At 39.8% G+C, this 17,902-nt stretch carries 14 protein-coding genes; 2 read left to right on the top strand and 12 right to left on the bottom strand.

What is annotated here, in order from left to right; translation table 11 throughout:
• Positions 1 to 13 precede the first annotated feature (13 nt).
• From NYE61_RS16515 to NYE61_RS16485, 7 genes are all read right to left on the bottom strand, one after another.
• Positions 14 to 1,150 carry an acyl-CoA dehydrogenase gene (locus NYE61_RS16515; protein ID WP_095307793.1) on the bottom strand — a complete coding sequence of 379 codons (1,137 nt, stop codon included), beginning with the start codon at positions 1,148 to 1,150 and terminating at the stop codon, positions 14 to 16.
• 31 nt (positions 1,151 to 1,181) lie between these two features.
• On the bottom strand, positions 1,182 to 2,033 hold the full coding sequence (locus NYE61_RS16510; protein ID WP_095307791.1) for a 3-hydroxybutyryl-CoA dehydrogenase: 852 nt from the start codon (positions 2,031 to 2,033) through the stop codon (positions 1,182 to 1,184).
• Positions 2,034 to 2,054: 21 nt separating this feature from the next.
• Positions 2,055 to 3,242, bottom strand: a complete 1,188-nt coding sequence (locus NYE61_RS16505; protein WP_095307790.1) for an acetyl-CoA C-acetyltransferase — start codon at positions 3,240 to 3,242, stop codon at positions 2,055 to 2,057.
• 108 nt (positions 3,243 to 3,350) lie between these two features.
• Positions 3,351 to 5,453: a (Fe-S)-binding protein gene (locus NYE61_RS16500; RefSeq protein ID WP_303448367.1), complete on the bottom strand. Its 2,103-nt coding sequence runs from the start codon at positions 5,451 to 5,453 to the stop codon at positions 3,351 to 3,353.
• 324 nt (positions 5,454 to 5,777) lie between these two features.
• Positions 5,778 to 7,067 carry a GntP family permease gene (locus tag NYE61_RS16495; RefSeq protein WP_118888492.1) on the bottom strand — a complete coding sequence of 430 codons (1,290 nt, stop codon included), beginning with the start codon at positions 7,065 to 7,067 and terminating at the stop codon, positions 5,778 to 5,780.
• Positions 7,068 to 7,341: 274 nt separating this feature from the next.
• Positions 7,342 to 8,850, bottom strand: a complete 1,509-nt coding sequence (locus NYE61_RS16490; RefSeq protein ID WP_118888491.1) for a CoA-acylating methylmalonate-semialdehyde dehydrogenase — start codon at positions 8,848 to 8,850, stop codon at positions 7,342 to 7,344.
• Between the two features lie 28 nt (positions 8,851 to 8,878).
• Positions 8,879 to 9,775, bottom strand: coding sequence for an NAD(P)-dependent oxidoreductase (locus tag NYE61_RS16485; protein ID WP_303448369.1), 897 nt, complete (start codon positions 9,773 to 9,775; stop codon positions 8,879 to 8,881).
• A gap of 287 nt (positions 9,776 to 10,062) precedes the next feature.
• Here NYE61_RS16485 and NYE61_RS16480 point away from each other — a divergent pair, with 287 nt between their 5' ends.
• Complete coding sequence (locus NYE61_RS16480; RefSeq protein ID WP_303448370.1) at positions 10,063 to 10,668, top strand: TetR/AcrR family transcriptional regulator; 606 nt, start codon at positions 10,063 to 10,065, stop codon at positions 10,666 to 10,668.
• Between the two features lie 101 nt (positions 10,669 to 10,769).
• Here NYE61_RS16480 and argS read toward each other — a convergent pair whose 3' ends face one another.
• Together argS and NYE61_RS16470 are read right to left on the bottom strand one after the other, a co-directional pair.
• Positions 10,770 to 12,440, bottom strand: a complete 1,671-nt coding sequence (gene argS, locus NYE61_RS16475; RefSeq protein ID WP_095307781.1) for an arginine--tRNA ligase — start codon at positions 12,438 to 12,440, stop codon at positions 10,770 to 10,772.
• Positions 12,437 to 12,877: a DUF1934 domain-containing protein gene (locus NYE61_RS16470; RefSeq protein WP_339316039.1), complete on the bottom strand. Its 441-nt coding sequence runs from the start codon at positions 12,875 to 12,877 to the stop codon at positions 12,437 to 12,439. Before NYE61_RS16470 ends, argS begins: the two co-directional genes overlap by 4 nt.
• A 183-nt stretch (positions 12,878 to 13,060) precedes the next feature.
• Between NYE61_RS16470 and NYE61_RS16465 the strand changes: the two genes are divergently transcribed.
• On the top strand, positions 13,061 to 15,073 hold the full coding sequence (locus tag NYE61_RS16465) for a transglycosylase domain-containing protein (protein ID WP_303448372.1): 2,013 nt from the start codon (positions 13,061 to 13,063) through the stop codon (positions 15,071 to 15,073).
• Between the two features lie 371 nt (positions 15,074 to 15,444).
• Here the strand turns inward: NYE61_RS16465 and NYE61_RS16460 are convergent, their stop codons facing one another.
• The 3 genes from NYE61_RS16460 to NYE61_RS16450 all read right to left on the bottom strand — a co-directional run bounded on the left by NYE61_RS16460 (position 15,445) and on the right by NYE61_RS16450 (position 17,841).
• Positions 15,445 to 15,966 (bottom strand): YwhD family protein, encoded by a 522-nt coding sequence (locus NYE61_RS16460; RefSeq protein ID WP_303448373.1) that lies wholly within the window; start codon positions 15,964 to 15,966, stop codon positions 15,445 to 15,447.
• A 62-nt stretch (positions 15,967 to 16,028) separates the two neighbouring features.
• Positions 16,029 to 16,532, bottom strand: coding sequence for a hypothetical protein (locus tag NYE61_RS16455; protein WP_095307771.1), 504 nt, complete (start codon positions 16,530 to 16,532; stop codon positions 16,029 to 16,031).
• Positions 16,522 to 17,841, bottom strand: a complete 1,320-nt coding sequence (locus tag NYE61_RS16450; RefSeq protein WP_095307769.1) for an HD domain-containing protein — start codon at positions 17,839 to 17,841, stop codon at positions 16,522 to 16,524. The genes NYE61_RS16455 and NYE61_RS16450 overlap by 11 nt, the downstream gene beginning before the upstream one ends.
• Positions 17,842 to 17,902 lie beyond the last annotated feature (61 nt).

The following is a 17,902-nucleotide window of genomic DNA, read 5'->3' as shown; positions in this document are numbered from 1 at the left end:
CTTCTTCTCCTCCTTAGTCTTTCAATAAATGATTGGCAATCACAATATGTTGAATCTCATTTGTGCCTTCATAAATTTCCGTTACTTTTGCATCTCGGAATAGGCGCTCGACAGGATACTCCTCTGTGTAGCCGTAACCGCCAAATATTTGGATTGCTTCAATTGCGTTGTTCATCGCTGTTCTGGTTGCTGCAAGTTTTGCCATTGACGTTTCTTTCGCGCATGGGACTCCTTGCTCGATCAATGTTGCAGCGTGATAGGTTAATAATTTTGCAGACTCGGTCGCCGTTGCCATATCTGCTAGTTTGAATGATATCCCTTGATTTGAAGCAATCGATTTCCCAAATTGCTTTCGTTCTTTGGCATAGTTCACTGCGTATTCAAGAGCCGCTTCCGCTATACCAAGACCTTGAGCTGCAATGCCAATCCTTCCAATATTCAAATTAGCCATCGCGATATTGAAACCGCTTCCTTTTTCACCTAACAAATTTCCTTTTGGAATAACACATTGATCAAATGTTAATTGAACTGTATTTGATCCATGAAGGCCCATCTTTTTTTCTTTCTTACCGATAATCAATCCAGGAGAATCCTTTTCTACAATAAATGCGCTAATATCCTTGGAATTGTCACCAGTCCGAGCAAATGTAATATACGTATCTGCCACACCGCCATTTGTAATAAAAACCTTGGACCCATTTAAAATATAAGAAACATCTGTTTCCTTAGCAGTCGTTTTTAAACTACCAGCATCAGAACCAGCTCCTGGCTCTGTAAGTGCAAATGCACCAAGGTACTCTCCGCTTGCAAGCCTTGGCAAGAAACGCCTTTTTTGCTCTTCATTTCCAAAGTATAAAATTGGATTCGTTCCAACAGATGTGTGTACGGATAAAATAACACCGACGGTCGCACTTACTTTTGATAGCTCATGAATCGTTTGAATGTAGGATGTGAAATCCATCCCACTTCCACCATATTTTTCCGGAATAGGAATGCCCATTAATCCAAGCTCTCCCATCTTCTTCACAATTTCAATCGGGAAACGATCTTCCTTTTCCATTCGCTCTATTACAGGGGCTACTTCCTTCCTGGCAAAATCTCGAACTACCTTTAGAAGCATTTCCTGTTCTTCTGTAACCTTTAACATCATACCGTTTGCACCTCTCTTGGGTGTTATTTAACTAGCTATATTCATAAAAGCCTTTACCGGATTTCTTTCCAAGCCATCCTGCTTTTACATATTGACGCAGTAATGGACATGGACGATATTTACTATCCCCAAATCCTTCATGAAGCACTTCCATAATATACAAACATGTATCCAGACCAATAAAATCTGCCAGCGTTAGCGGTCCCATCGGATGATTCATTCCAAGCTTCATCACCTGGTCAACATCCTTTGGCGTGGCGACACCTTCATAAACCGTATAAATCGCTTCATTAATCATTGGCATTAGAATCCGATTGGATACAAACCCAGGAAAATCTTTTACTTCTACTGGAGTTTTTGATAACTGGACAGTCATCATTTGAATTGTTTCATACGTTTCATCACTTGTTTGTAACCCGCGTATAATTTCAACAAGCTTCATAACTGGCACAGGATTCATAAAATGCATGCCAATTACCTGATCCGGTCGTTTTGTTTCAGCCGCGATTTCAGTAATCGGTAAGGAGGATGTATTCGAGGCAAGGATTGCATGCTTTGGTGCGTGTGTATCCACCTCTTTGAAAACTGCTGATTTTACATCCATATTTTCCACAACAGCTTCAATAATCAAATCACAGGTTGCTGCATCCTCTAATGTATGGGAAGGAGTTAGGCGACCTAGGGTTGTCGCCTTCTCTTCTTTTGTTAATCTCTTCTTTTCCACGTTACGTGCAAGCAATTTTTCGATGCCGTTTATTCCTGCTTGTAATGCATTCTTATCCCGGTCGTGTAGTAGTACGTTAAATCCTGATTGCGCACAGACCTGAGCAATGCCAGCTCCCATTTGCCCTGCACCAATGACCATCACATTATTTATTGCCATCTTTTTGTTTCCTCCTTTGCGTTAACCCTTAGGAACTTCGATCAGTACTGCATCCCCTTGACCACTGCCACTGCAAATAGCTGCAATGCCAAGCCCGCCACCGCGGCGCTTTAATTCATGAATTAAGGTTAAAATGATTCTGGCGCCACTTGCTCCAATTGGATGACCTAATGCAACAGCACCACCATTAACATTTATCTTTTCAGTGTCAATGTCAGCGATTTTTCCACTTGCAAGCGACACAGCAGCAAAGGCTTCATTTATTTCAAACAGATCAATGTCTTCCTTGGAATATCCTGTCTTTTCTAGCAATTTATTAATAACAAGTCCTGGTGTTTGCGGGAAATTCTTTGCTTCTACAGCAACTTCTGTGTGCCCAAGAATCGTTGCCATCGGTTTTTTCCCAAGCTCGTTTGCCTTGTCATCTCCCATCACAACAAAAGCACATGCACCATCATTGACACCAGGAGCATTACCGGCTGTAATTGTTCCATTTTTATCAAATGCTGGACGCAAACCCGCTAGTTTTTCAACTGTTGTATCCTTTCGGGGTGCTTCATCGGTATCTACGACAATCGGTTCACCTTTACGTACCGGCACTTCCACTGCAACGATTTCTTCAGCAAATTTGCCTGTTTCAATCGCCTCGATTGCTCGTTTGTGACTGCGATAGGACCACTCGTCCTGTGCTTCTCTTGTTAATTCGAATTCTTCTGCAGTTGAATTGCCATAATTCCCCATATGAACCCCTGTGAACGTACATGTCAGTCCATCGTGTACCATCATATCAACTACTTTTTTATCGCCCATCCGGCTTCCCCATCTCGTTTCCGGAAGAAAGTACGGTGCATTGCTCATGCTTTCCATTCCACCTGCAACAATCACATTCTCATCCCCAAGACGAATCAATTGATCAGCAAGTGTAATACTACGCAGTCCAGATGCACACACTTTATTAATTGTTTCGGATTTTACTTCCCATGGGATTCCAGCCTCGCGAGCCGCTTGCCGGGAAGGAATCTGACCTTGGCCACCTTGCAGGACGGTACCCATAATTACTTCATCGATTTCTGAGCCTTCAATTCCAGCTCGATTTAACGCTTCTTTAATTGCCTTTCCTCCTAGCTGCCATGCTGCAAAAGGCTTCAAGCCTCCACCAAATTTTCCGAAAGGGGTTCTTGCACCTGAAACAATTACTGTTTTTCTCATTGATTTCCATCCTTTCTTTTTGTTTATCTGACTTTCTTGATTGAACGCTCACTCATTTAATCCGTTTAACTGAAAAGGGGAATCTCCCCCCTATCAGTCTATCATCAATTAAGAGGCTGTTCTTGATTGATCGTCAAAGTGAATAGATAATGCTAAAATTTCAGCAACATCCATTGTACTAATGTCCTCATCGACCTCTTTTGCCTTTGTCCCATCGCTTAGCATTGTTAAGCAATACGGACAAGCACTGGAAATCATCGATGGCTGGACAGCAAGTGCCTGTTCTGTACGTGCTACATTAATTCGGTTTCCAGTCGTTTCCTCTGTCCACATTAAGCCACCACCTGCACCACAGCACATTCCATTTTCCCGTGAACGATTCATTTCAACAAGCTCAAGTCCTGGGATAGATGTTAAAATTTCCCTCGGCGGGTCATACACACCATTGTATCTCCCTAAGTAGCATGAATCATGATAGGTTAGCTTTTCATTGATTGGACGTTCTGGCTTTATTTTCCCTGATTTCACCAAATCATAGAGCATTTGCGTATGGTGATACACTTCTGCTGTATAGCCGAAATCTGGGTACTCATTTTTGAAAATATTATAGGCATGCGGGTCAATCGTAACGATTTTGGTGACACCGTTTTTCTCAAATGTTTTAATGTTTTTCTCGGCAATCTCCTGGAATAAAAACTCATTCCCGATTCTGCGTGCTGTATCACCCGAGTTCGTTTCCGTATTTCCTAGAATCGCAAAGCTAACACCTGCCTGATTCATTAGTTTAGCAAAAGCAATCGCGATTTTTTGGCTGCGGCTATCAAAAGCTCCCATCGAACTCACCCAGAAAAGGTATTCAAATTCTTTTCCTTCCTTTTTCAGCTCTTTCACAGTAGGGATGTATGCAGTTTCATCTTCATCACGCCATTTGATGCGGTCTTTTTTTGAAAGTCCCCATGGATTTCCTTGGCGTTCAATGTTCATAACCGCTCGTTGAATATCCGAATCCATCTTTCCTTCTGTCATAACAAGATAGCGGCGCATATCAATAATCGTTCCAACATGCTCATTGTTTACAGGACAAGCATCCTCACAATTTCGGCATGTGGTACATCCAGAAAGCTCTTCTTCTGTAATAACATCACCAATTAGACTTGCGCTTTGAACAGTCGCTGCAGCTTCTTTTTGCGCGCTTGCCTGATTCCCTGCCGTATTGTTAAATGCGTAAGCTGGAACCCATGCGGACTTTCCTGTTATCGCTGCCCCCTTTTCGGTTAAATGGTCACGAACCTTAATCATAATGTCCATCGGCGACAGCATTTTACCAGTTCCCGCAGCAGGACACACGTCTGTACAGCGGCCACATTCCACACAAGCATAGAAATCAAGCATCTGATGCTGTTCAAAATCTTCTACTTTCCCTGCCCCGAATGAGATTTCTTCCTCACTATCTTCATCGATATCAAAATCTATTTTTTTCAATTTACCTGGGACTTGCTTGCTTAAAAACACATTAATTGGTGCTGCAATCAGATGTGCATGCTTGGATTGCGGTACATAAACAAGGAATGAAAGCAGTGTAATCGTATGTACCCACCAAGCAATATAGAACAATACTATTGCAGCGTCTTGTGAAATCCATCCCAGTACTAGTGCAATCATACTTGCAACTGGTTCTGTCCATGTTACTTCATGGCCATGCCAAAGAAGCGCCATCCCATTTCCAAATAACACAGAAAGCATTAATGTGCCAATAAAAATAAGAACAAGACCAGCTTTAAAGCCACGTTTTAGCCGCACGAGCTTCTCCATATAGCGACGATAAAATGCCCATACAACCGCCACAAGAATCATTAACGTTACGAGTTCCTGAAAGAAGACAAACCCTGGATACAGCACACCAAATGGTAAATGGTTACCTGGTGAAAGTCCTTTCACAAACATGTCAATTGCACCAAATTGAACGAGAATAAATCCATAAAACATCATGACATGAATGATACCGGATTTCTTATCCTTCAATAACTTTGATTGGCCAAATACAATCGTCCACACCCTTTGTAACCGCAACTTAATTTCACCATCAAACTCGGATTTTTTACCAAGCCTTATATAAGCAATCCGTGTTGAGACGACCCTGACGAATAAATACAATGCATAAAACGTGATGATTAAAAACGCAATCCAATTAACTAGCATAAATGTATCCACTGGCGGCTCCTCCTTTTTGTTACAGTTAAATGATAGCGATTACATTTGATTGAAAAATTCCGCTTACAGAAATCTATATCTATACTTTATACGTGAATGAGCATTCAGTCAACAGATTTTTGGTAAAAGATATTAAATTCATAATTTATTATATAATAAAAAAGATAGCCTGTCACATTTTGATTATTTATGAAATAGTAATCTTGAAATTGGTAATGACCGCAACGCAAACATCACAAAATATTCAAGTCATGGTAGGCTTTAAATATTTTGTGATGTACAATACAGTTTCCATATCTTGCTTACTTTTTTAACGGACATACATTAATACACACCGATACTCGCAAGTAAAATAGCTGGAATCAGTGATAAAATCGGAAAGACTATTGCTACTACCGCAATATCTCGGTAAGACTCTTTATGTGTTAAACCGGTCACAATCAGTATGGTTATAACCGCACCATTATGTGGTAGTGCGTCCAAGCCCCCTGAGGCAATAGATGCGATACGGTGAAATGCTTCGGGTGCTATTCCGGTTGATGCGGCAATTTCATTATATTTGTGACCTAGAGCTTCCATCGTGATGCCTAATCCTCCAGATGCTGAACCTGTTGCTCCGGATAATACATTTGAAGCAATCGACATGGAGATAAGTGGATTTGCATCGATACCCAGAATATAATCGCTTAATTTTTGGAATCCCGGAACAACGCGTACTACGGTTCCAAATCCAACCGCTGCAGAAGTATTTATCATCGCCATTACAGAATCGGAAGCTCCTTGATTTAGCGATGGTATCAAACTTTTAATGTTGTTTAATGAAAATATGATGATCAATAAAACAGCTATTAATAAACAAACGACAATATTCCAGTTAAAAATGTTAAGCGTAACAATTACAGATATTAAAGGCAGTATAGATATATATAGATTTGGCAGCTTTCCCTTTATCTTTTCTTTTTCTTCCAGATCTTTTTCCAACGCTTTAAATCCATGTCCGGTTTTTTTTAGCTTCTTCTCTCTCCACTTCAAATAAAGGATAGACCCCCCACCCATTACGAATGAGGCTGCAAGTCCCATAATAGGGGCTGCAGTCGCTGTGGTGTTAAAATAATCAGTAGGAATCAAGTTCTGAATCTGTGGAGTCCCGGGAAGAGCTGTCATTGCGAATGTCATCATTCCTGCTGTAATAGTAGCTGGCATCAATTTTCTTGGAATATCCGCTTGTCTAAACATATTTACCGCGATTGGATAGACAGCGAATACAACAACGAACACACTAATACCGCCATATGCTAAAACAGATGAAGCCATAATAACACCAATAATTGCTTGGTTTTCACCAAATAGTTTAATTATACCTTGAGCTACGGACTGTGCCATTCCGCTGTATTCCATTAATTTGCCAAAGATAGCCCCTAACATAAATACAGGGAACCAGCTTTTCGTAAAGTCGACAAATCCTTGCATATAAGTGTTTGTATATGCATCAAGTAAGTCAAGCCCACCAAATATTGCTACAACGCCAGCACAAATCGGTGCAATCCAGATAATTGACCATCCACGGTAGGCTAAGATGATTAGCAAAACTAACCCTAATGCAATCCCTAGCATTTGATCACCTCATATTCTCATAAATTCCTTATGTAATCGTCAGTATAAGGTTGAAGTCTTTGAAATCTACCAATCATCAAACCGATAGAGAAAGTTTAAAAAGTCCGGCAAAGATGACACACCGAGAGCATTTGACCTTCGACGCTCAGGTCGTGCTAGTATCGGCGTCTGCAAAAAGGCCGTTGACTCTTAGCCGACCTCGGCCCTTTTTATCCCCTTTTTTTGAACACACTACATAGAAAAAAATGGGGGCCTTCTAATGGCCCCTTCCTCATTAACTGCTAGGAAAATCAAAGTTAATTTCATCTGTGCTTGATTGGTCAAACCACCTTTCCGAGACCGTCTTTGTTTTTGTAAAGAAACGAGCGGTATCCGGTCCGAACATTTGTCCTTCACCCAATCGTGAACCTTTCCAGCCTCCAAAGTTATGATAGCCCACAGGTATTGGAATAGGTACATTTACTCCAACCATACCGACTTCTATTTCTTGCGTGAATTTGCGAGCATCGCGGCCGCTATTGGTGAATATAGCAACCCCATTTCCATATTGATGATTATTGATTAGCTGTATTGCTTCATCAATTGAATCTACTGAAACGATTGTACGTGCTGGACCAAACACTTCTTCTTTGTATACATTCATATCAGGAGTAACATTATCTAATAGCGTAGCCCCCAGGTAAAAACCTTCCTTAAACTCAACATCAGGGTTTCTGCCATCGACCACAACATTAGCTCCATCCCTTACTGCTTCATCAATCGAATGTAAGATGCTTTGTTTTGCTTCTGCACTTATAACGGCCCCAAAGTCAGCTGATTCATCGTCATAGGAACCGGGTCTAAGATTTTCAACCTTTTCTTTTAATTTTGCCGTGAATACATCTGCTGTCTTTTGCCCGACAGGCATTGCTACGGAAACAGCCATACAACGCTGTGATGCTGAACCATATGCAGAGCCTAAGAAGGAGTCAACTGCTTTATCAATATCCGCATCTGGCATAATAACCAGGTGGTTTTTTCCTCCACCAAAGGCATTTACTCGTTTATGATGCTTCGTTCCTACCTCATAAATAATTTCAGCTACTTTCGTAGAGCCCACAAAGCTTACCGCTTGTATGTCGCTATGTGTAATGATGGCATTAACCGTATCCTTATCACCGTTCAATACGTTCCAAACTCCAGCAGGCAAACCAGCCTTCTCCCAAAGTTCTGAGATTAATTGAGCAGAATATGGAACTTTTTCAGATGGTTTCAATATCATTGCATTCCCAACAGCCACTGCCATAACACTCATCGCAAGCGGTACCATAACAGGGAAATTAAATGGTGATATACATGTTACAACGCCAAGCGGCTGTTTCATTGAATAAGCGTTTATATCCCCACCAACATTTACAGAATGTTCTCCTTTGAGTATTTGCGGTGCCCCTATTGCTAAATCCACTGATTCTATTCCTCTGCTTATCTCCCCTTTTGCATCAGAGATCGTTTTCCCATTTTCCTTCCCAATTAGCTGTGCCAATTCATCTGTATTCTCCACCAATAATTGGCGAAATTTAAAAAGAACTTCAACTCTTTTTCCCACAGAGGTTTTTGCCCATTTTGCAGCAGCTTTTTTCGCTAACTGTACGGTCTCATCCACTTCTTCAGCAGAAGCATAAGGAACAGCAGCTATTCGCTTGCCCGTGGATGGGCTGTATACAAAACCATATTTATCGTTATTCCCTTTTACTTTTTCCCCATTAATATAGTGGGTTACTGTATCTAACTTTAATGTCGTCATCTAAACAAACCTCCCATTTTGGATATATCTATTTACCTAATTTCACCTTTTCTTCTGTTAGCATAAGATAGGCTGAAGAAATGTCCTTATCTGCATACTCCTCAATATTTGATTCAAGGTAATTTACTAGTTCTTCACCCAATGGCAATTTACCCTCAAATGAATTCGAAACATGGTTCGCAAGTTTTAAGTCTTTTAATAGTAGTGCTGTAGTAAAAGCCCCTTCATAATATTCATCCTGAGCAATAAAATTTTTGTAGTTTCTAGTAAAAATGCCGCTTTGACCTGTACTGACATTTACAATTCTATAAACAATTTCATGGTCCAAACCTGCTGCATCTGCGATAGATAGTGCTTCTGCGACAGCCTGTGTATGAATTCCAGCCATTAGATTATTAATTAATTTAACAATAGTTCCTAATCCGTGATCTTCTCCAACATGAAATATATTTTTTCCGATTGTTTCAAGGTACGGTAATGCGAAGCCATATGTTGTTTTATCTCCTCCAACCATCACACTCAGCGTTGCTGCCTCTGCTCCAGCTACACTTCCACTAACCGGAGCTCCCAAGTACTGAATCCCCTTTTCCAATGCTGCTTTTGCTACTTTTTTATTTAGTTCTGGTGAGATTGTGCTTAAGTCAATTAAAGTTAAGGGTGGTTTTCCGTTTTCCACAAGACCCTCGATTCCTAAATAAACATCCTCTACGACCTTTGGTGTTGGTAAACTAGTAAAAATGATATTTACTTCACTTGCTAATGTTGCTGAAGTGAACCCAACCATCCCGCCTATTTCAGCAAATCTTTTTTCATTTTCTTTGTTTACATCTACTCCGTATACGGTATAACCTGCTTTCATTAAATTGCTTGCCATTGGAAAACCCATATTCCCTAATCCAAGAAAACCTACTTTCTTTGTTTCCATCCAGACCCTCCTAAAATATTCATAAGCATTTAGAAAGCGCTATCATTTTTGAAATCTAGTAATTAAGTTTTTCCTTGAAAAATTACATATATAGCCTACCAATTAGAATTTACTCATAATAATTAGTCTCCTTTCTTTACCTTTTTCACATACCAAAGTCAAATACTGCGGTCACTTAAATTATTAATTAAAATAATAAACGTAAAATTTACAATAGTCAAGACTATTCTGTTGAATTCTATATTTCCAAAGCATTATGCTATTCTTAAGTAAAAGGGGGATTATTTATGCCGCGTATGACAACAAGAAAATTAAAAGCCTTAGAGACAAAGAAAACGCTTTTAGAAACTGGACTGGAACTGTTTCATAGAAAGGGGTTTGATAATGTAACGGTGGATGAAATAGCAAAAAAATGTAATGTATCTAAAGGGGCATTTTATGTACATTTCAATACCAAATATGACATTTTCAATGAAAAGTTTAAGGATATTGATAATTTTTATTCCACATTCCAACAAGGTATCCCCAAGAACATTAGTGCAAGCGAGAAGATTCTTATGTTTTACAAAGCTCAAATGATCTATTTACGTGATGAATTAGGGAAGGACTTAATTAGAAATGTATACATGAATGCTATGTCACTAACAATTAACAAAAATCATTATTTAGCCGATCCAGATAGAAATCTTTATAAAGTAATTAATTCTTTCGTTCAGGAAGGAATTGAGAATAATGAGTTTAAGGAGGAATTAACTACTGAAGAAGCGTCCGTATTAATTACTAGGTGTATGAGGGGAACTATCTACGATTGGATTATCTTTGGAGAAGAATTTGATGTTGTCCAAGAAATGACAAAGTTCACATCTACAATTTTGAATGGGTTAAAAAAGTAAGGGAATTTGTTAGTTAACATCTTCGGCCTGCGACCACATCATAAAGTTAATTCTAAAACAGTAAAACCACTGAAAAAATTTCAGTGGTTCACATTTAGTTATTACATTTTCTCTGGTGCAGATACGCCAATCAGTGTCATGGCATTCGCAAGTGTAATGCGAACAGCTTTCATTAAAGCAATTCGTGCTTGTGTTCTTTCTTTATGATCTGCATCCAACACTTTCTCTGCATTGTAAAAGCTATGCAATGCGGAGGCTAAGTCAAAAACATACTGTGTTACTTTATGTGGCGTATGCTTCTCGGCAGCGTCTGCAACGACTTGTGGAAGCTGACCTAATTTCTTCATTAGATCTACTTCCTTTTCTGCAGTTAATAATGCAGCATTAAAATCTCCCCCGACTGTAAATCCTTTACTTTTCGCCTGTTCGAGCATTGTACAGATACGGGCATGCGCATATTGAACGTAGAAAATTGGATTATCATTGGACTGGGAGCGGGCTAAGTCCATATCAAAGTCAAGCTGTGAATCATTTGAACGAGTAACGAAATAATAACGAACCGCGTCAACGCCGACCTCTTCCATTAGCTCTCTTAATGAAACAGCTTTTCCTGTTCGCTTACTCATTTTCACTTTTTCGCCGCCTTCAAATAGGTTTACCATTTGAATAATTTTCACATCGAACCTTTCAACCGGGTAGCCAAGCGCTTGAATTGCTGCGCGCATTCTTGGAATATATCCATGATGGTCAGCTCCCCATACATTAATAATAGAATCAAATCCACGGTCGAGCTTGTCCTTATGATAAGCGATGTCTGGTGTTAAATAGGTGTAACTTCCGTCTTGCTTAATGAGCACACGGTCTTTATCATCACCAAAATCAGTTGTGCGGAACCACATCGCGCCATCTTTTTCATACGTGTAATTCCCTTCCTCTAGCTTATCTAGTGCAACAGGAATTTTATTTTCCTGATAAAGGGAACGCTCTGAAAACCAATTATCAAATTCAACACGGAACGCTTTTAAGTCTTTTTCAATATTTTCAAGGGATGCTTTCAATCCATATTCTTTAAAGAACGCGAGTCGCTCTGCTTGATCTTTGGAAGCAAATTCATTGCCGTATTCTGCAACAAGCTTCTTCGCAATCTCAATAATAGCTTGTCCATGGTAGCCATCCTCTGGCATATCAAATTCTTCACCGAGTTCTTGGAAATAGCGAGCTTCTACAGATAAACCGAGGTTATCAATTTGATTTCCTGCATCATTAATATAGTATTCGCGCTCTACGTTATATCCCGAAGCGGAAAGCACATTACAAAGCACATCTCCAAAAGCGGCATTACGGGCATGTCCCAAATGCAAGTCTCCAGTTGGATTTACAGAAACGAATTCAACCTGTACACGTTCGCCATTTCCAGTATTTGTTTTTCCGTAATCTTCTCCAGCCTGTAAAATAGTTGGGATGATTTCTCCAAGAAAATCATTTTTCATAAAGAAATTAATGAATCCAGGTCCAGCAATTTCGACCTTCTCGATCGACGCCTTTGATTGATCTAAATTTGCTACAATAGCTTCAGCAATTTGACGCGGTGCCTTTTTAGCGATTCGTGCCAATTGCATCGCAATATTTGAGGCAAAGTCACCATGTGCCTTATCCTTTGGTTTTTCTAATATAATTGCAGGAAGCTCTTCTTCGGTCGCTAGCTTTGCTTGGATAACAGCAACAGCGATTTCCTGCTTCAATGTATTTTCCGTTTGTTCCAAAACGTTCATTGCTTTTCCTCCTCTTGATATGCCAATTTCAATGTATGTTTTCGTTTATCCTGCCCGTTTAACTTCACCGTATAATGAATCGCTAATGTGCCCTCTGTTCCATTGCTTGCTTTCTTATATTCAATGGTCTCTGTATATGTTTCCATATGTATTTTACCATGGGGATGGTGATATATATTCTCCGTTATCTGGTCAGCTTGAAACTTTTGATTCATTTTCACTGCACCAGAACGATTAATACTAACCTTATGCGGATAGATTGTGAGCAAGTTTTTAATGGTGAAACCATCTTCTAATGTTTCTTCAAAAATCAATACGTCCATATTGTTTTTTTGAAAAAGAACTCCGTGGTAGCTCTGTTCGTTGCTCTCCAGTTGTCCATCATCATCAATAGTTGTCTTGAGTATAATGTTTATCTTTTTTTGCGGTGCATCCATACTATCGCCTCTTGAATCTATAATATCCCTATTATAGCGATAAAACACGGTGAGTAGCAATAAAAAGATGCAATTCTCCCTCTGCCTACTAACAAAAGTCGGGATTTTTGCTGCCTTAAGTTTATTTCCATGCCGCTTTTCCCATAATGATAAAAACAAGACTTTACATTGGAGATTACGAGCATGCAACTTTTCCCGAAGAAGTTTTTCAAAAAGATTATACTTACACTTATTGCTATAGGTGTGTTTACAATAGCTGCAATTTATTTAGTGGCCTTCGTTTTAGGTCCTCCTAAATTGGCAAATGACCAAGTAACTATCATTTATGATCGTGAAGAAGAAATAATAAGCGAGCAGCGTGGTAGCCTTACAAAGCACTGGGTTAGCTTAGATGACATATCTCCTGCGGTTATTGAAGCTACATTACAAACGGAGGATCAGCATTTTTATGAACATCAAGGGTTTGATTTGAAGCGAATTGCTGGTGCAGTTATTAAAAATTTACGTAATAGCTCGTTAAAAGAAGGTGCGAGCACCATTTCCCAGCAATATGCGCGCAACCTTTATTTATCCCCTGAAAAAACATGGACACGAAAGCTAACGGAAGCATTCTATACTATACGACTGGAAATGTTTTATTCCAAGGAGGATATTCTAGAAGGCTATTTAAATACAATTTATTATGGGCATGGAGCATATGGAATTGAGGCGGCAAGCCATTATTTCTTCGATAAACAAGCAAGTGAGTTATCCTTAGCCGAGGCTACGATGCTCGTCGGAATACCAAAGGGGCCAACCTATTACTCTCCATTAAACAATGAAGAGAATGCAAATCGGCGCCAACAGCAAATTTTAAAGCATCTATTGGATGACAAGTATATTTCTGAAGCAGCGTATGTTGGGGCTATCGAAGAGCAGCTGGATTATTCGATTACACCTGAGCCTGCGGATACTGCCCCCTATTTTCAGGATGTTGTTTTACAAGAGGCTGCTAAATTCTTAGATTTAAGTCCGGATGAAATTCGTGCTGGCGGGTTTCATATTTATACAACATTAAATCGTGCATACCAGCAAAAACTGGAAGAACAAGTACGTGCAACAATTGATTCTTCCAGTGAAGTAGAAACTGCTGCTATTGCAATGGATCCTGATGACGGTGCAATTCTCTCCATGATTGGCGGAAAGGATTATGCAGAAAGCACTTATAATCGAGCAATGAATTCCAAGCGAATGTCAGGGTCAACTTTTAAACCTTTTTTATATTACGCTGCACTGCAATATGGCTATACACCAAGCACGAAATTAATGAGCAAACCAACCACTTTTGCGTTAGGTGATGGCAATAGCTATCAACCGAGTAATTTTAACGGGTATTATGCAAATAAGCCAATAACACTGGCCCAAGCACTTGCCTTGTCCGATAACGTGTATGCTGTCAAAACAAATATGTACCTAGGACCTGAAAAACTGATAGAAACCGCTGAAACCTTCGGACTGAGAGGGGATTTTCAAGCTGTACCAGCATTGGCTTTAGGCACTGCTTCTGTCTCTGTAAACGACATGACGAGTGCCTACGGAATACTGGCTAATGGGGGGAGGTCAATTTCCGGATATACGGTAGAAAAAATTACGGATCGGAATGGCAAAGTAGTTTACGAGCATGAGGATACATCAGAACAATTGCTTGATCCGAAAAAAGCATTTATTTTAACACACCTGATGACTGGGATGTTTGATGTCGAGATGAATGGCTATACCTCTGTAACTGGTGCAACAATTTCGAAGGAGCTTAGTCGCCTATATGCCGGGAAGTCTGGAACAACTGATTCGGACAGCTGGATGATTGGTTATAGCCCTTCCCTTGTAACAGGCATTTGGGTCGGTTACGATGATAACCGGAACATGGAACTTGTTGCTGAATCAGCCTACGCAAAAGAGATGTGGGCTGGCTTTATGGAAGGGGCTCACAAAGGGATGGCGCAGGATGTTTTTGCTATGCCATCTGGAGTAATTGGCATCCCGATAGATCCCGAGACCGGCGCACGTGCAACACCTAGCTGTGGTGCAAGCAGAATTATGTACTTTGAAAAAGGAACGGAGCCGAGAAACTATTGCTCCGAACATCCAGTTGAAGAAGAAGATGTGGTAGAGGAAGAAAAAGGTATCTTCGAACGTTGGTTTGATTTGTTTAATTAATGTTTTATAAGTGTTAGGGGCTGGGAACGGTGCACTAATTTTGGATATGATGTCATGGTGGCGTGGGATGGTGCGCTATTTTTGGATATGGTGTCTTAGTGGCGTGGGATGGTGCGCTATTTTTGGATATGGTGTCATGGTGGCGTGGGATGGTGCGCTATTTTTGGATATGGCGTCTTAGTGGTGTGGGATGGTGCGCTAACAGAAGGCAATAAAACAGCCAGCTTTTCAGGTTGAGTCCTGAAGGCTGGCTGTTTTATTGTCCTAGTAAACATGAGTTAGTCCATGTACCAATAGTTTACAAATTATTGGTACAAAGTACAACGATTTAACAAATGATTCACGATTCGGACACAAAATTGTCATATTCTCTATTGCAGTGGAAGCGCCTCTTTTAATTCGTCCGTACTGTTATCCCACATATCTTTGTTAAAATCTATCAGGAAATCTCTTAACAGATTTTTCGATTGCTCATCCATGTGGTCAACGATAATTTTCCCTTTGAGCGATTTTTCCATATACGTCACATGCTGGCCCATTGATTTATAGGCACGTCTTATTTCACGATCCACTCGGATTTCACAGCCTGTGACACCGGAATAGTAAGGACCATTGTCTCCGCGTTCCACATTCACCCAAACGATCCAATATAGCTTGCCGTTTGGTACTTCATTTCGATCCGGTAACCATTTCACGCGACGTTCGACTTCACTTCGTGCATGCATCGCTCCCATATCTACGTATGCTTTATTTTCATTCGGATCGACAATTACGGATGACATGTTTTCTAAACTGATTGCTCCAACACCATAGCCTCCATGGCCATCTGTTGAATCATCCTTAATGATCGTAAAGGAATTCTTCTTTTTATTTGAAGATTGATCTGAGCTCATAAATGCCCCTCCTCCATTGTTACTAGTTGCTATTGTAGCATAAGGCTATCCTGCATGAGACGTTATTTGCCTTCTTGTTTCAATTCTTCCATAAAACGAATTGCATCCTCAATTTCTTCATCGCTATACTTTTGCTTTGGTTTGACCATGTGGATTTTTTCAATATTCTCCTGAAGCGGTAAATCATCAAAGTAAAACATGGTGGAGACAAGCTCCAGAAAACGCGAGCTCTTTTCCTTCAGCATCGCCACCTTTGTTGTCATGTCCGGCATTTCCATTGAAAATTGATTCAGAAACTCTGTTCCAGCAGGTGTTATATTATAATTGTATTGATAATAGTTGCTTTTATCCTCTTTTTCTTCCTGTAAAAATCCAAGATTACAAAGCTCTTCTACACGTAATGTTAACTCCTCTGAGTACGGTCCATAAAAATGGAATTGATATTTCTCTTCAAAAGGGATATCGCATTTCTGTAAAATATAGATCATTTTTTGCAATTTTTTCCGCCCTGTTATGCCATTTGCTTCTGAAAAGAAACGGATTAATTTGGCATGATTATTCAACATCAACTTTCGCTCCTTGCCCGTAAAGAATTTCCATAATGCGCGTTCTTAACCTCTGATCCTTCAATTCATTCAACCGATCTTTTGGAAAATATAATTTATGGTCTGTCCGTTTTTTACCTGAAATGGATTCAACGATATCCGAATGCCTGGAAAGCTCCTTCAAGCTTCCATCAGGCATTAATAAATGGATTGGCAGCCGCTCTTCCTCTTCACCAGGTCGATAAAAATCGTATGGTAAATCTGAAGAAGAATCAACAACAAGGTAATATTCTGGATCAATTTCCGCTTCTTGAAACAGCTTATACAGCTCCATCCACTCATTCATTTGAAGATTGGGATTAAATTCAACATATTTAAATAAGCGTCGATTCATAAATCGCTCACATAAATCTCTTAAGATTTCGTCATCCTCTTCCTGCCAAAGCTGAAAATAATAATGGACAACCATCTCATCCAGCTTTAAATAATCTGCTAGATCCACTTTACCTTTAAAAAAGGAAACAAAATGGGTCGGTTGTAATTTAAAGGTAAAATCCTTTGTTTCATATAAATATTTCGCTCTATGAAGGATTTTTGTCAAGATTACTTCTGCACTTCTTGTAACTGGGTGAAAATATACTTGCCAATACATTTGGTAACGACTCATAATATAATCCTCGACCGCATGCATCCCAGTTGATTTAATGACTACTTGATCTTCAATCGGGCGCATTACTCGTAAAATACGCTCCATATCAAAATGACCATAACTTACTCCCGTAAAGTAAGCATCACGTTGCAAATAATCCATGCGATCAGCATCAATTTGACTGGAAATTAAGCTGACCACCAATTTATCCTCATAGGTTTTTGCAATAACATCGGCAACCTTCTGCGCAAAGCCTACACTAACACGCTCTAGAATTTCATTTACTTTTGTATCACCCAAAATGATTTGCTGGGTAAAATACTCATGATCCAATTTAAACACTTTTTCAAAGGAATGTGAAAAAGGCCCATGACCAAGATCATGCAATAGGGCTGCACAAAGGCATAAGAGTCGCTCGTCTTTATTCCAATGAGGCCTGTCCTGAAAGTTATTAATGATTCGACGGACAATTTCGTACACGCCAAGTGAATGGTTAAATCGACTATGTTCCGCCCCATGGAATGTCAAATTTGTTGTCCCGAGTTGTTTTATTCGACGCAACCGTTGGAATTCCGGAGCAGCAATCAGATCCCAGATAACACGATCCCGCACATGGACGTACCGGTGAACAGGATCTTTAAATACTTTTTCCTCCGACAATTGTTCGTCTTTATACGCCATTTATTCCCCATCCGTTCTTTTCTGCAATTTTAATACTTCCTTATTTAGTTTATTATATAAT

Source organism: Oceanobacillus sp. FSL W7-1304, from assembly GCF_037969805.1.
In the GTDB taxonomy this organism is placed as follows: Bacteria; Bacillota; Bacilli; order Bacillales; family Amphibacillaceae; genus Oceanobacillus; species Oceanobacillus profundus.
Note: the sequence above shows the minus strand (reverse complement) of the source record. Positions and strands in the feature narration are given on the sequence as shown.

Bases quoted from the DNA above. Each gene is read 5' to 3' on its own strand.
- NYE61_RS16490 (WP_118888491.1), bottom strand. From the start codon at position 8,850: ATGACGACATTAAAGTTAGATACAGTAACCCACTATATTAATGGGGAA.
- NYE61_RS16485 (WP_303448369.1), bottom strand. From the start codon at position 9,775: ATGGAAACAAAGAAAGTAGGTTTTCTTGGATTAGGGAATATGGGTTTT.
- NYE61_RS16505 (WP_095307790.1), bottom strand. From the start codon at position 3,242: ATGAGAAAAACAGTAATTGTTTCAGGTGCAAGAACCCCTTTCGGAAAA.
- NYE61_RS16480 (WP_303448370.1), top strand. From the start codon at position 10,063: ATGCCGCGTATGACAACAAGAAAATTAAAAGCCTTAGAGACAAAGAAA.
- NYE61_RS16465 (WP_303448372.1), top strand. From the start codon at position 13,061: ATGCAACTTTTCCCGAAGAAGTTTTTCAAAAAGATTATACTTACACTT.
- argS (WP_095307781.1), bottom strand. From the start codon at position 12,440: ATGAACGTTTTGGAACAAACGGAAAATACATTGAAGCAGGAAATCGCT.
- NYE61_RS16495 (WP_118888492.1), bottom strand. From the start codon at position 7,067: ATGCTAGGGATTGCATTAGGGTTAGTTTTGCTAATCATCTTAGCCTAC.
- NYE61_RS16470 (WP_339316039.1), bottom strand. From the start codon at position 12,877: ATGGATGCACCGCAAAAAAAGATAAACATTATACTCAAGACAACTATT.
- NYE61_RS16460 (WP_303448373.1), bottom strand. From the start codon at position 15,966: ATGAGCTCAGATCAATCTTCAAATAAAAAGAAGAATTCCTTTACGATC.
- NYE61_RS16515 (WP_095307793.1), bottom strand. From the start codon at position 1,150: ATGATGTTAAAGGTTACAGAAGAACAGGAAATGCTTCTAAAGGTAGTT.
- NYE61_RS16450 (WP_095307769.1), bottom strand. From the start codon at position 17,841: ATGGCGTATAAAGACGAACAATTGTCGGAGGAAAAAGTATTTAAAGAT.
- NYE61_RS16455 (WP_095307771.1), bottom strand. From the start codon at position 16,532: ATGTTGAATAATCATGCCAAATTAATCCGTTTCTTTTCAGAAGCAAAT.
- NYE61_RS16510 (WP_095307791.1), bottom strand. From the start codon at position 2,033: ATGGCAATAAATAATGTGATGGTCATTGGTGCAGGGCAAATGGGAGCT.